Source organism: Caballeronia sp. AZ1_KS37 (assembly GCF_023631165.1).
Lineage (GTDB): Bacteria > Pseudomonadota > Gammaproteobacteria > Burkholderiales > Burkholderiaceae > Caballeronia > Caballeronia zhejiangensis.
Genome location: NZ_JALQDP010000017.1, coordinates 40,498 through 54,067 on the forward strand (window position 1 = coordinate 40,498; position 13,570 = coordinate 54,067).

Annotated in this window: 12 protein-coding genes; all 12 read right to left on the reverse strand. The window is 64.4% G+C overall.

The window, feature by feature from the left end:
- Positions 1 to 45: 45 nt before the first annotated feature.
- Positions 46 to 921: an SMP-30/gluconolactonase/LRE family protein gene (locus tag NCS00_RS11970; protein ID WP_250440192.1), complete on the reverse strand. Its 876-nt coding sequence runs from the start codon at positions 919 to 921 to the stop codon at positions 46 to 48.
- A complete protein-coding gene (locus NCS00_RS11975) occupies positions 912 to 1,700 on the reverse strand; it encodes an SDR family NAD(P)-dependent oxidoreductase (protein ID WP_250440193.1) in 789 nt (262 codons plus the stop codon). Before NCS00_RS11975 ends, NCS00_RS11970 begins: the two co-directional genes overlap by 10 nt.
- A 730-nt stretch (positions 1,701 to 2,430) precedes the next feature.
- Positions 2,431 to 3,447: an L-arabinose ABC transporter permease AraH gene (gene araH / locus NCS00_RS11980; protein WP_175982767.1), complete on the reverse strand. Its 1,017-nt coding sequence runs from the start codon at positions 3,445 to 3,447 to the stop codon at positions 2,431 to 2,433.
- Between the two features lie 18 nt (positions 3,448 to 3,465).
- Entirely contained in the window at positions 3,466 to 4,980 is a 1,515-nt protein-coding gene (gene araG / locus NCS00_RS11985) for an L-arabinose ABC transporter ATP-binding protein AraG (protein WP_250440194.1), read from the reverse strand.
- A 56-nt stretch (positions 4,981 to 5,036) separates the two neighbouring features.
- A complete protein-coding gene (locus NCS00_RS11990) occupies positions 5,037 to 6,044 on the reverse strand; it encodes an arabinose ABC transporter substrate-binding protein (RefSeq protein WP_008342889.1) in 1,008 nt (335 codons plus the stop codon).
- Between the two features lie 131 nt (positions 6,045 to 6,175).
- A complete protein-coding gene (locus tag NCS00_RS11995; RefSeq protein ID WP_250440195.1) occupies positions 6,176 to 6,952 on the reverse strand; it encodes an SDR family oxidoreductase in 777 nt (258 codons plus the stop codon).
- Positions 6,949 to 7,626 (reverse strand): 2-dehydro-3-deoxy-6-phosphogalactonate aldolase, encoded by a 678-nt coding sequence (locus NCS00_RS12000; protein WP_008342891.1) that lies wholly within the window; start codon positions 7,624 to 7,626, stop codon positions 6,949 to 6,951. The genes NCS00_RS11995 and NCS00_RS12000 overlap by 4 nt, the downstream gene beginning before the upstream one ends.
- Positions 7,627 to 7,641: 15 nt before the next feature.
- The gene (locus tag NCS00_RS12005) at positions 7,642 to 8,616 is read right to left on the reverse strand and encodes a 2-dehydro-3-deoxygalactonokinase (RefSeq protein WP_250440196.1); all 975 of its coding nucleotides are present in this window, start codon (positions 8,614 to 8,616) and stop codon (positions 7,642 to 7,644) included.
- Entirely contained in the window at positions 8,613 to 9,542 is a 930-nt protein-coding gene (locus tag NCS00_RS12010; protein WP_008342893.1) for an IclR family transcriptional regulator, read from the reverse strand. Before NCS00_RS12010 ends, NCS00_RS12005 begins: the two co-directional genes overlap by 4 nt.
- A gap of 348 nt (positions 9,543 to 9,890) precedes the next feature.
- Entirely contained in the window at positions 9,891 to 10,649 is a 759-nt protein-coding gene (gene mtgA, locus NCS00_RS12015) for a monofunctional biosynthetic peptidoglycan transglycosylase (protein WP_250440197.1), read from the reverse strand.
- A 1-nt stretch (position 10,650) separates the two neighbouring features.
- On the reverse strand, positions 10,651 to 11,493 hold the full coding sequence (aroE, locus tag NCS00_RS12020; RefSeq protein WP_250435197.1) for a shikimate dehydrogenase: 843 nt from the start codon (positions 11,491 to 11,493) through the stop codon (positions 10,651 to 10,653).
- Positions 11,490 to 13,544 carry a ribonuclease catalytic domain-containing protein gene (locus NCS00_RS12025; RefSeq protein WP_250440198.1) on the reverse strand — a complete coding sequence of 685 codons (2,055 nt, stop codon included), beginning with the start codon at positions 13,542 to 13,544 and terminating at the stop codon, positions 11,490 to 11,492. The genes aroE and NCS00_RS12025 overlap by 4 nt, the downstream gene beginning before the upstream one ends.
- Positions 13,545 to 13,570 lie beyond the last annotated feature (26 nt).

The following is a 13,570-nucleotide window of genomic DNA, read 5'->3' on the forward strand; positions in this document are numbered from 1 at the left end:
GATGAGTCGGGCGGCGCGTCGATCGCGCGCCGCCTCGTGTTCTGGTTACGCCTTGCCCGCAAATACGGCTTCCGCGATGCCGCGTGCACCGGGCGTCGCGACGAACACGCCGCCTGCGTGCGCGTCTGTTTCGCCGAGGCCGATGCGCGCCGTCGTCACATACAGCGTGCCGAAGTCCGCGCCGCCGAACGCGGCGCAACTCGGCTGCGCGCTCGGCACGCCGATGCGCGCCGTCTCGCGTCCGTCGCTTCCGTAGCGCACGACGCGCGCCCCGCCCCACTGCGCGTTCCACAAGCCGCCGTCCGCATCGACGATCGAGCCGTCGGGCACGCCGGTCGCATCCGTCAGCTCGACGAACACGCGGTCGTTGTCGAACATCGGATAGTCGCATACGCGAATCTGACGCGTGGGCGAGTCGCAGTAGTACATCGTCGCGCCATCGGGCGAGAAGCCGATGCTATTCGAGATCGCGCAATTCCCGAGCGGCAGCTTTTCCAGCGACAGATCCGCGTTCAGCCGATAAAACGCGCCGACCGGTTGCGCATCGTCCACATCGTGTTTCGTGCCGAACACGAAGCGCCCTTCGCGGTCGCAACGGCCGTCGTTGAGGCGCGTCGGCAGATCGGCTTCGACTTCCATGATGGTTTCGATCTTGCCCGTCGCGATTTCATGGAACGCGAGCCGCGATGCGAGGCCGAGCAGCAGGAAACGCGCATCGGCGCACGGCGTGAAGCACGCAAGCCGCTCAGGCATGTCGAACGATTCGCTCGCGCCGTCGCGCGGATCGTAGCGCCACAGCTTCTTGCCTTCGATATCGGTCCACCAGAAGCGGCCGCTCGCGGCGCACCACGTCGCGCCTTCGCCGAGCGAACACTGGCTATCGATGAGAAGTTGCGCTCGCATCGGATTCATCAGGCCCATCCTCCGTCGACGATCATGTCCTGCGCCGTGATCATTTTGCTGTCGTCCGATGCGAGAAAGAGCGCCGCGCGCGCGAGGTGTGCGGGCAGCAGTTCTCCGTCGATGCACTGGCCTTGCTTGATTGCTTCCTTGCCGGCCTCGTCGAGCCACAGACGCTTTTGCTTTTCGGTCATCACCCAGCCCGGCACGAGCGTATTGACGCGGATGCCGAATTTGCCGAGATCGCGCGCGAGGCCGCGCGTCATGCCTTGCACTGCCGATTTCGACGTCGTGTAGACGGGGAAGTTGCCTTGCTTGAGCATCCAGCTGATCGAGCCGAGATTGATGATCGAGCCGCCGCCCGTGCGCTTCATGTCGTCGATGACGGCCTGCGCCGCGAAGAATTGATGGCGGATGTTGACCGCGATGCCTGCATCGTACGACTCGGGCGTGACGTCTTCGATTGCGTGGCGTTTGTCGTTGGCGGCGTTGTTGACGAGCACGTTGATGGGGCCGAGGGCGGCTCTTACGTCGGCGATGCCTTTGCGCAATGCGTCGATGTCGGTCAGGTCGACGTTGAGGAACATCGGGCGGGTTTGGCCTTCTTGCAGAGCCGCGCCGAGGCGGTCGGCGAGCGCTTCGCCAGCGTCGGTGTCGATGTCGAAGAAGGCGACTTTCGCGCCCTGATCGAAGAAGTGTTCGACGAAGCCTTCGCCGATGCCGGTTGCGCCTCCGGTTATCAGCACTGTTTTGCCTTGCAGGCTGGGGTATCTTGCGAGGTTCTTTTCGATCGTTGGCATTGGGTTTTGTCTCTCCTTGCTGCGCTTGTCGCGCTTGTTTGCTTTGCGCTTTTCGCCGGATCCCGGTTTCTTAGTGGTCTATTAGCACTGCCCCTGTGCGGGGCGGCACTTACTTTCTTTGCTGCTGCAAAGAAAGTAAGCAAAGAAAGCAGCTTCCGATACGCCCGCGGTCACACGCAATTTGGGTAGTCCTCTCGTCGTTCGTGGGCTGCCTAAAGAGTGCCCTCATAGGTCCCATCGGGCTTGGCTCGCGCACGGTCTGCCACCTCGCACCACACACCAAACTGGTTCAGCACCAAATAGCTCCGGCCCGCTTCGCGGCCGACCGGTCAATCGGGGCCGCGCGTGCTTCTTTGCTGCCGTCTCCATCTCACTGCACTTGCCGCCCGCTGGTTTCCCTTGCATACCCGGCGGCAGCGCGTAGCGCTGTGCCGAAGCCATTTCGTGCTGAACCAGCGTTCTCAACACCTTCGGGCGGCGGACCGTGCGCGAGCCAAGCCCGGTTAGTCCTTCGAGGGCACTCTTTAGGCGAGTGCCGCCTGGGACGAGAGTACTACCCAACGTGCGTGTGACCGCGGGCCTGAAAAGCTGCTTTCTTTGCCTACTTTCTTTGCAGCAGCAAAGAAAGTAGGTGCCGCCCCGCACAGGGGCAGTGCTAATAGACCGACACGAAAACGGGATCCAGCGACATCAACGGCAAAACATCAACAGCGACATCAACCGCAAAACATCAATCCCGCGACCCGCGATTCTTCAACTGATCGAGCAGAACGGCAGCAAGCAGGATAGCCCCTCTCACGAGGTACTGATAAAACGCGTCGATATTCAAAAGGTTCATGACGTTCTCGACAGTACCCATGATGAGCACGCCAATCACGACACCGGAAATCGTCGCCCTACCGCCCAGCAGAGAAACACCGCCAAGAACACAAGCAGAAATGACATTGAGCTCGAAGCCTTGAGCGGCATTCGGCTGCCCCGACGTGATCCGCGAAGCGAGAATGACCCCAGCCAGCGCGGTCACAGCGCCCTGAATCAAAAAGATCCACACACGCGTGCGCTCGACATTGATCCCCGCGAGCCGCGAAGCCTCGGGATTACCGCCGATAGCCAATGTATTACGTCCATACACCGTCTGATTGAGCAATACGCCAAAAACGATGAAGCACGCAAGCGTGACCCAGATTGGCAGGGAAATCCCGATCATCGACAGACTGCCGAGCGCGATGAACGTATCCGACGACACACCCACCGCCTGCCCGTGCGACACGATGAACCCGAGCCCGCGCACGATTTCCATCGTCGCCAAGGTCGTAATCAGCGCATTGATTCGCAGATAAGCAATCACCGCGCCGTTCACAAACCCGATCACCGCACCCGCAGCCACCGCCGCGATGATCGCGATGAACGTGTTGTCCGTCGCATTCAGAACCATCGCGCACAGAACACCGGCGAAGGCGATCGTCGAGCCCACCGACAAGTCGAAGTCGCGCGACGCGAGGCAGAACATCATCGTGCACGCGACCATGCCGATCTGCGAGATCGACAGCGCGAGGCCGAGCATGTTCTCGATCGAGAAGAAGTGATCGACGGTCAGCGACATCGTCACGAACATCACGATGAAGATCACGATCAGGCTGTATTCCGTGATCTGCTGCCACCACTTCTGCTTGTCGTTCTTTTGCGGGATCAGCGCGTTCGCGACGCTTTCCGTCGCCTGCCCCACGATGTTTTCTCTTGCTTCCATGATTCGCTCCTCTCGTCTTTACGCCGCCTGCGCGACCGTTTCCGCCTGCGGCAGCGCAAGGCTCAACACTGTTTGTTCGCTCGCCTTCTCGCGCGCCAGTTCGCCCGCGATACGCCCCTGCCGCATCACGACGATCCGGTCCGACACGCCCAGCACTTCCGGCAATTCCGACGAAATCATCACGATCGCGCAGCCGCGCTCCGCAAGCTGATAGATCACGTTGTAAATCTCATGCTTCGCGCCGACGTCGATGCCGCGCGTCGGTTCGTCGAGAATCACGACCTTCAGGTCCGGCTCCGCGAGCCAGCGCGACAGAATCGCCTTCTGCTGATTGCCGCCCGAAAGAAAACGGATGCGCTGCTTCCGGCTCGGCGTCTTGATCTTCAGCAACTGGATGAAGCGCTCGGCCGTCTGCGCCTCCTTCTTGCGATCCAGAAACAGCCCGCCGCGCAGATAGTGTCGCCGGCACGAAATATTGATGTTCTCCGCGACCGTCGCCATCGCGACGATGCCTTCTTCCTTCCGATCCTCCGGACACAGCACGATGCCGTGACGAATCGCCTCGCCGGTGCTGCGAACCTTGATCGGCTTGCCGTCGAGCGTTATGTCGCCGCCCTTCTTCTTGTCCGCGCCGTAGACGAGATGCATCAGCTCGCTGCGTCCCGCGCCGACGAGCCCGAAGAAGCCCACGATCTCCCCGCGCTTCACTTCGAAGCTCGCGGGCGCGCTCAATGCATCGCCCTCCACGTTCTTCACGGAGAAGCGCACGTCGCCCAAAGGACGCGCGCGATAGTTGTAGATGTCGCTGATCTCGCGCCCGACCATTTCCTGCACGAGCGTTTCGCGCGGCACATCCGCGAGCGAAAGATGCGAGGCGATCTTGCGCCCGTCGCGGAAAATCGTGCACGCGTTGCACAGTTCGTAAATCTCGTCCATGCGATGCGAGATGTAGATCAGCGCACGGTTATCCGCCTGCAGATCGCGCACGAGCTTGAAGAGCACTTCCGTCTCGCGATGCGACAGCGAACTCGTCGGTTCGTCGAGCGCGATCACGCGCGCGTTGCGCAGCAGCGCCTTGCAGATTTCGACCATCTGCCGCTGCGCGATCGACAGCTTGCGCAGCTTCGCATTCGGATCGAGATCGACGCCCATCGCCGCAAGCCGCTCGCGTACGTGCGCCTTGGCCGCGCGCTTGTCGACCCAGCCGAGCCGGTTCGGCAATGCGCCGAGCAGCAGATTCTCGGACACGGTCAGATCCGGCACGTACTGCAATTCCTGATGAATCACCGCGATGCCCGCGGCAATCGATGCCGCCGCGCTCGCGAAATGCACTTCCCTGTCGTCGATGAGCACGCGCCCCGAATCGGGCTGATACTCGCCGCCGAGAATCTTGAGCAAGGTCGATTTGCCCGCGCCGTTCTCGCCCATCAAACCGTGAACTTCGCCGGCGTTGACGTCGAACGACACGCCGTCGAGCGCGCGCACGCCTGGAAACACCTTGCCGATATTGTCAAAACGCAGCGTCGCTGACACATCGCCTCCTATTCTCGAGCGGACCGCACGCGCGGCCCGCTTCCCTCACGAAAGACTTAGTTCGATGCCAGTCCCATCTGCTGGCGCACCGATGCCACGTTTTCACGCGTAGCCAGCATGCCGGTCGTGAGCGTGAGCGGCGGCGGCGCCTTGCCGTCCTTGATCCACGCGTACATCAGCTCGGACGTCTCTTCGCCGTGGCGCTTCGGGCTGATGATGACGGTGCCGTAGAAGCCCGTCGGATTCGGCTTCTTGAACTCGTTCAACGCCGAGTCCGATCCGCCGATACCAATGCCGATCATGTTGTCCGCCTTGAAGCCGCGGCCTTCCGCTGCGCGCACCGCGCCGAGCACGGCTTCGTCGTTCAGGCCGTAGGCGACCCAGTGCTTGTATTGCGGATTCTTCGTCAGCGCGATGTTCGCGGCGTTGAACGCGTTCTCGGTGTCGGTCTTCGCCTGCGGCGCGGCGACGATGTTCGCCTTCGGGAAACCGGCGGCGACGAGCGCATCGGTCGCGCCGGCCGTGCGGTCATGCGCGGTCGGCAATTGCTCGTAAGTCACGTCGATCGCGCCGACATCCTTCATGTCCCAGCCGCGCTTCTTGATCTCGGCGGCGATGCCGTCGCCCACCTGCTTGCCGATGTTGTATGCGGAAATGCCCATGTGCGGCACGGATTCGATCGGCTTGCCCGAACCGTCGACGAGGCGGTCATCGACCGTCATCATCTTGAGCTTGTCGGCCTTCGCCTTCGCGACGATGCCCGGCCCGAGCTTCACGTCCGGCGTGCAGATGATGAAGCCCTGCGCCTTCTGCGCGGCGAGGTTGTCGATCGCGCTCATCACCTTTTCACCCGACGGCGCGCCGATCTTCACGAGCGTGAAGCCCTTTTCCTTGGCGGCGATTTCGGCGAACTTCCATTCGTCCTGGAACCACGGCTCTTCCGGCTGCTTCACGAGGAAGCCGATCTTGACCTCGTCGGCGGCCTGCGCGACCGGCGCCGCGATCATGGACGCGCTCGTTGCCGTGGCAGCGGCGATCAGCGTGAGGAACAGTCTGCGTTTCATTTTTTGTCTCCCGACTTTTTCCGATGTCGAAAAATGCCCGCGCGCGGGCGCTACGAAGTGTGTGGCCGCTTTCTTGTTGATTGATGTCCGCACAGCGGCCAGTGCGTCATTCCTTCGTGATCTCGTTTGCTTCAGTCGTGGTACAGCGCGCTTCGCCCGCCATCCACGGTGATACAGCTCGCGTTGATGAACGGCGCCTCGTCCGATGCGAGGAACACCGCCGTCATCGCGACTTCCCGCGGCTCGCCGATACGCTTCATCGGCTGAAGATCGAGCGTCGCCTGACGCGCGGCCTTCGGATCAGCCTGCGAACTCCACCAGTCGAGCGTCAATTGCGTTTCGATGTAACCCGGCGCGATCGCATTCACGCGCACGTTGTTCGGCGCGTACTCGATGCCGAGCGCGCGCGTGAGGCCGATCACACCGTGCTTCGCCACCGGATACGGAAAGCAGCCCGGAATGATCTTGAAGCTGTGCGTCGACGCGATGTTCACGATGCTGCCGCGCCCGCGCTCGACCATGCCCGGCAACACCGCGCGGCAGCCGTTCCACACGCCGTCGAGATCGACGGCGAAGCAGCGGCGCCAGTCGTCGTCGGTCATCGTGAGCGGATCGCAGAACACGTTGATGCCGGCGTTGTTCACGAGCACGTCGAGCGGGCCGAGCGCGGCTTCGGTCTGCGCGACGGCTTCCTTCACCGATGCGCTTTGCGTCACGTCCGTTTCGACCGCGATGACGTTCGCGCCGGTTTCTTCCCCGATGCGCTCGGCCGTTTCGCGGGCCGTGCCGATGTCGAGTTCCGCGAGCGCGACGCGTGCGCCCTCGCGCGCGAACGCCAGCGCGATCGCCGCGCCGATGCCGCGTCCCGCGCCCGTGACCATCGCGACCTTGCCGGCGAGGCGGTTCATTTGGCTGCGCCTCGTGCAACGGCCAGTCCGTCGATGAACGCCTTCGCGTGCCGCGCCGTGACGTCCGCGCTCTGGCCCGGCTTGTAGAGCGCCGAGCCGAGGCCGAAGCCGTTCGCGCCTGCGCTCAAGAACGGCTCCATGTTGTCCGGCGCAATACCGCCGACCGGCACGAGCGGCACGTCCTTCGCGATCACCGCGCGCCATGCCTTCGTCACCGTTGGGCCGAGTTGCTCGGCGGGAAACATCTTCAGCACGTCCGCGCCGTTCTTCAGCGCGAGAAACGCCTCGTTCGGCGTCGCGACGCCCGGCGCGCACGCGAGACCCTGCGCCTTCGCGGCACGCACGACATCGGCGTCGCTGTGCGGCATCACGATGAGCTCGCCGCCCGCGGCCTTCACGCTATCGACGTAACTCGGATGCAGCACCGTTCCCGCACCGACGATCGCATCGGCGGGGAGCGTCTGACGGATCGCCGCGATGCTGTCGAACGGCTGCGGCGAATTCAGCGGCACTTCGACGATGCGAAAGCCCGCTTCATAGAGCGCGCGGCCGTGATCGGCGGCTTCGGCGGGCGTGACGCCGCGCAGTATCGCGATCAGCGGGCACGCGGCGAACGCCTTTGCGAGACCGGCGTGCATGCCGTAGGGCGCGGGCAGATTGATGGGAGGCTGCATCGTGTTCTCTCCTTTTCAGGCCGCGCGCCTGGCCGCGACCAGCCCGGCCAGCGCGGCGATTCCATAAAGGCCGTGCTCGGTGGCGTGCGCGACCGTGGCGGCATCGTGGCATCCGAAACGCGCGAGCGCGGCGCGATAGCGATTGCAAAGCGCATCGTTGCCGATCAGGCGCAGGGGCTTTCCCGCGAGCGCGGATTGTTCGCGCGCAAGCACTTCGTTCAGCCCGCGCAATTCATGGCCGATCAACAGGCCCGACAAATAATCCGATTGCTGCTCCGCGCTCAGTTGGCCCGTGAGGCCGAGCGTGCGCGTGCTGAAGATCGTCGCGAGCACGCCGGGATGACCGGCATCGCGCGCCGTCTCGACGCCGCGCAGGAACGCCTGTTCGTCGTGCGTCGCGGTGGGATGCATCGTGCGGCCGAGGATCGTGTGATCGCGCAGCGCGCTGAAGGTCTCGCCCGTCATGAAGGTGTAGAAACGCTCGATGCGCTCATCGGCGACGAACGCCCACTTCGCGTGCGTGCCCGGCAGTCCGATCAGCGCGCCGCCCGCGTTTCCGAGCGCCGGCTCGCTCGCCAGCGCGCCGAAAATCTGCGTTTCCTCGCCGCGCATCACGTTGGGCAACACGCCGCGCTCCAGCACGCCCGGCACGACATGCAGCACGACGCCGCGCGCCGTCTTCACATCGACGATGCCCGCGACGAGCGCATCGGCGTTCGCCGGCGTTTCGACGTACGGCGCTTCGACCCAGCCCTGCGCGCTGCCGACCATGCCCGCCGCGATCACCGGCAAGTGCGCGTGCGCGTCGAGCCACGCGCCGCAGGTTTGCTCGAACGCCTGATCGAACCCGCCCGCCGGCAGATTCATGATGCCCGCCGACGATGCGCGCGTATCGAGGGCGAGACCGTCGGCGCCAAGCAGATAGGCGCGCAGCGAAGTCGTGCCCCAGTCGAGCGCGACGAGCGCGGGCGTGGAAACGGATGCGGTCATCGCTTGATCCTGCGGGCGGCCTGCGGCGCGCGCCAGCCAAGTTCCTCGGAGATCGCGTGCGCTTCGCGCTGCACGACCGGAATCAGTTCCTCCATGCGCTCGTGCGGCATGTAGGGAATGGTGCTCGCCACCGACAATGCCGCGACGATCGCGCCCGACGCATCGCGCACCGGCGCGGCGACGCAGCGGATCGACGCCTCGTTCTCTTCGAGATCGAACGTGAAGCCGCCTTGCGCATAGCGCGTCATGCGCTGCTGGAAGGTGTCGAAGTCGGGGCGGTTGTCGGGCTTGAAGCTCATCCTCGCGAGCACGCGATGCGACGCTTCCAGCAGCTTCTTCCACGCGTTCGCTTCGAGGTCGAGCATCATCGCCTTGCCGATGCCCGTCGACGCGAGCGGCATCCGGTGCCCGACGCGCGAACGCATCTCCAGGCCGCGCGTGCCCGGAATCTTGTCGATGTAGAGCACGTCGTCGCCGTCGCGCACGCCGAGATGGATCGTGTCGTGCGTATGCTCGGCGAGCGCCTGCAGATGCGGTCGCGCGACGGTCGTGAGCGGCATCTGTTCGAGCGCGATCGTGCCGAGTTCGATGAGCTTCGGCCCGAGCAGATAGCCGCCCTGCACCTGACGCAGATAGCGCGCTTGCACGAGCGAGCTCACGAGCCGATGCGTCGTGCTGCGCGTCGTGCCGAGCGCCGCACCGAACGCGCGCAGGTCGCGCGCGCCGTTCGCGGCGGCTTCGAGAATCGCGAGGCCGCGCAATAGCGTCTGCGTGCCCGCCTGCTGCGGCGTGATGTCGACGAGCGCGCTCGGCAGCGCGATGGCGTCGGGATCGGGTGTGTGCTTCGTCCCGCTCGCGCCGTTGGACTTGGCGCGCGCTGCGCCCGCCTCGGCGACGTCGGTTTCAGGGGTCTGGAATTTGGTCATGGCGCGAATCCCTCGTCGATCACGATGCGCGCCGGATGACGCACGCGGGCGCGTCCCCGATGGAATGAGCGTACGAATCGTGCAAGGAGGCCCGCGAGCGCGGGCGTGCGATCGAATGCATGACGTGTCTCCATTGTTCTGGTCGTGCGCGCCAGAAGTCGCTCCGGTCGTCGCCCGCGTGTGCCGTTTCAGGCTTTGGCCGGATTGTAGTTCCGGCTCTTCGATTTATTCAATATGTGATCGTCGTGCTCACATAATGGGAGAGAAGCTTGCAGCCGAAAGCTTCTGGAAAACAAAAAAGCCCTGAATTATCAGGGCTTTGCATTGTTTATCGCGGCCAGCTAAATTTCACTGCGGCAGTTCCGCCGCCCCCATCCGCCGTGCGATGACGCCCGCGCGCTGCGACAAATACGGCGCATTGCGATGGTCGTCGAAATACTTAGGGCGCGGCAGCATCACCGCGAGCCGCGCGCTCTGCCAGGCCGTCAGTTTCGCCGCCGATGTCTTGTAGTAATACCGCGCCGCCGCTTCCGCGCCGTACACGCCGTTGCCCCACTCGACCGAATTCAGGTAGATCTCGAAGATGCGTTCCTTGTCCATCCAGAACTCGAGCATCCAGGTGATGACGAGCTCCTGCGCCTTGCGCACATAGCTCTTTTCGCGCGACAGAAACAGGTTGCGCGCGAGCTGCTGCGAAATGGTCGAGCCGCCCGCGACGATTTTTCCGCGCGCCTTGTTCTTCTCCCACGCCTGAAGGATGGCGTCGGTTTCGTAGCCGTTGTTATTGACGAAATTCGCGTCTTCCGAAGCGATGATCGCGCGCTTCAGATTGCGCGAAATCTGCTCGTACGGCACCCAGGTGCGTTGCAGCGAAATGCCCGGATGCGTCTTCGCGAGCGTCCACGCGTCGGCGCGCATGAAGGCCGTCGGACCGGGATTGACGATCGTCCAGATGCCGATCTGCGCGAAGAACCACATTTGCGTCGCGATGAACGCGATGCCGAGCACCGATACGCCGTACGCGATCCAGCGCGCCGGGCCGAGCCGCGCCGCTTTGCGCACGCGCGGCGAGCGGCCGCCCTGGCTGCCGACGGGCGCGGTGGTCATGTCAGGCTTTCGCGGCCAGCGCGGCGCGCAGATCGCGCAGCACCGCGCCGCCATCCGGGCGCACGCCGCGCCAGATGAAAAACGATTCGGCGGCCTGCTCGACCAGCATGCCGAGACCGTCCGATGCGCGCGCACCGAGCTTCGACGCGTGTTGCATGAAGACGGTCGGCTGCGCGCCGTACATCATGTCGTAGGCGAGCGTGCCCGCGCCGAACGCGCCGTCGTCGCAATCGGGCAAGGCGGCGTCGAGGCTGCCCGCGGTCGCGTTGACGATCACGTCGTACTGCCCGGCTTCCGCGCTGTCGGCGCCGCCGCCCGAGAAACGCACGCCGCACTCGGACGCGTTCTGCGCGAACTGATCGACGAGCTGATGCGCCTTCGCCGCCGTGCGGTTGACGATGGTGAGCGCCGCCGGCGCGCGATCGAAGATCGGCAGCACGACGCCGCGCGCCGCGCCGCCCGCGCCGAGCAGCAGAATGCGCGCGCCTTTCAGACTCACGCCGAGATTCACTTCGATGTCGCGCACGAGGCCGACGCCATCGGTGTTGTCGCCGCGCACGCCATCCGGCCCGAAGGCGAGCGTGTTCACCGCGCCCGCCGCTGCCGCGCGCGGCGACAGCGAATCGGCGAGCGCGTGCGCTTCGAGCTTGAACGGCACGGTGACGTTCATGCCGCGTCCGCCCGACGCGATGAACGCCTTCACTTCACGCGTGAAGCCATCGAGCGGCCCGAGAATGCGGCCGTATTCGATCGGCTCGCCGGTCTGCGCGGCGAACTTCGCGTGAATCCACGGCGATTTGCTGTGCTCGATCGGATTGCCGATCACCGCGTATTGGTCTTTCATGGCGTCGGTTCCTGCGCGTTGTCGGGCGTTTCCGGTTGTGGCTGCTCCACCGACGCTTCCGCCTGCGCTTCGGCTTCGCTTTCGGCAGAAAGATCGCTCGTCTCGATGATCTCTTCTTCCGCCTCTTCTTCCTCGACCGGCGCGCTCGCGGACGGCGCGTCGATCACATGCAGCAGACGGCACGATGCTTCGACCGTCAGCTCGTCGATCGATACGACTTCGAGCATCACACGCGTGCCGCGCGCATGCACGCCGAGGCCGGGCACGTGCAGGATCAGCGGAATCTCTTCGAGCCGCACGAGATCGTCCTTGATGACCGAAGCGGGAACGTGCTTCCTGTTCTCCTGCTTGAGCCAGCGCAGGCACCAGAAATACTCCATGCGGCGCTGGTGATCGGCATACGCGGTGTACGTGTCGTCGAAACCCTGCACGACGGCGAAAAGGTCCGCGTCCTTCGGCTTGAACGGCGCGGCGAGCTTGGCCGTCACGCCATGCTGCACGCACGCGAGCAACTGCCATTGATTGACGAGGTCGACATAACGGCGCAGCGGCGACGTGCTCCACGCATATTGCGCGACGCCCAGGCCTTCGTGCGGCGCGGGCGTCGTCTGCATGCGCGTGCGTTTCGGTCCCGGACCGCCGAAGCCGCGCTGCGAACGATAGATGCCCGGCACGCCGTGATCGTTGAGGAACGCGCCCCACGACGAATTCGCGAGAATCGCCAGTTCCGCGACGATCAGATCGAGCGGCGAACCGCGACGGCGCGGCGTGATCGTGATGTGCTCGCCATCGACATAAAAGTTGAAGTCGTTGTTGCGCTGCACTTCGCGCTTGAGGCCGTAAGTCGCGCGCGCCTGCTGACGCTTTTCGAAGAGCGCCTGCGCGAGCGGCCACAGCACCGCGATGTCTTCCTTGTGCGGATAGTCGCCCGTGCCGGCCGCGAGCGTTTCCTCGGTGACGAACTCGTCGAGATGGTTGTGGCGTAGGTTGCTCTTCACGAACACGCGTTCGGCGCGCGTTTCAGTGGCGACGATATCCTGCGTCTCGCGATTCACGATGATGTACAGCGACAGCGCCGGGCGCAGCCCGCCCTCGCCGAGCGTGAACACGTCGACGACGTTGTCGGGCAGCATCGTGATCTTGTCGCCGGGCATGTAGACCGTGGAGAGACGCCCGCGCGCGATGGCGTCGATCGTGTCGCCACGCGTAATGCCGAGCGCCGGCGCCGCGATGTGGATGCCCACGCGCACGCGGCCATCCGAAAGATGCTCGACGGAGAAGGCATCGTCGATTTCGGTGGTGGTGACGTCGTCGATGGAGAACGCTTCGACGTGCGCTTCCGGCAAATCCTCGGGCAGCGGTCCCGGCTGCACCGACGGAAAACCGATGCCGTGCGGGAAGAACTCCGACAGGAACTTCGCCTCGTGCAACTGTCGGGGCGACGTGATGCCGCCGCATTCGAGCATCAGCCGCGCCTGCGAGATGCCGCGCGCCGCCGCCGCCGCTTCGAGCGCCTTGTACTCGATCGAATTCTTGTCCGGCTTCGTGAGCAGGCCGATCGCCTTGCCCTTCAGCGCATCGGGCAGCTTGCCCGCCTTCAGTTCCTCTTCCCAGCCCTGCTGCACGAGCGCCTGCTGACGCTTGCGTTCGAGCGACGCGAGCGCCATCTGCAATTGTTCCTGCGGCGCGCGCTGATACTGGCCGCGCCCTTTGCGCCGGAAGTAAACCGGCGCGCCGTGCATGCGCAGGACGAGCGCCGCGCGTTCGGCGGGTCCGAACTTGTCGCCGAAGTAATCCGCGCCGAGCGCGGCGAACGGAAATTCCTCGTCGGGCGCGCATTCCCACAGGAAGTCGAGATCGATCTCCTGCGCGATGGCGTCGGCTTCCTGCATCAGATCGCCGGCTGCGGGCTTCTCGAACTCGATCAGCACGTCTTTCGCGCGCACTTTCGCGCGCCGGCCGCCCGGCAATTCGACCTGGAACGCGTCGCCCTGTTTCGACAACACCGATCCGGCCTTGAAACTACCCGATTCCTCGAAGAAAACGTTCACTCAATACTCTCGTAAAACGGTGGACC

Bases quoted from the DNA above. Each gene is read 5' to 3' on its own strand.
- NCS00_RS11970 (WP_250440192.1), bottom strand. From the start codon at position 921: ATGGGCCTGATGAATCCGATGCGAGCGCAACTTCTCATCGATAGCCAG.
- NCS00_RS11975 (WP_250440193.1), bottom strand. From the start codon at position 1,700: ATGCCAACGATCGAAAAGAACCTCGCAAGATACCCCAGCCTGCAAGGC.
- araH (WP_175982767.1), bottom strand. From the start codon at position 3,447: ATGGAAGCAAGAGAAAACATCGTGGGGCAGGCGACGGAAAGCGTCGCG.
- NCS00_RS11990 (WP_008342889.1), bottom strand. From the start codon at position 6,044: ATGAAACGCAGACTGTTCCTCACGCTGATCGCCGCTGCCACGGCAACG.
- NCS00_RS11995 (WP_250440195.1), bottom strand. From the start codon at position 6,952: ATGAACCGCCTCGCCGGCAAGGTCGCGATGGTCACGGGCGCGGGACGC.
- NCS00_RS12000 (WP_008342891.1), bottom strand. From the start codon at position 7,626: ATGCAGCCTCCCATCAATCTGCCCGCGCCCTACGGCATGCACGCCGGT.
- NCS00_RS12005 (WP_250440196.1), bottom strand. From the start codon at position 8,616: ATGACCGCATCCGTTTCCACGCCCGCGCTCGTCGCGCTCGACTGGGGC.
- NCS00_RS12010 (WP_008342893.1), bottom strand. From the start codon at position 9,542: ATGACCAAATTCCAGACCCCTGAAACCGACGTCGCCGAGGCGGGCGCA.
- mtgA (WP_250440197.1), bottom strand. From the start codon at position 10,649: ATGACCACCGCGCCCGTCGGCAGCCAGGGCGGCCGCTCGCCGCGCGTG.
- aroE (WP_250435197.1), bottom strand. From the start codon at position 11,493: ATGAAAGACCAATACGCGGTGATCGGCAATCCGATCGAGCACAGCAAA.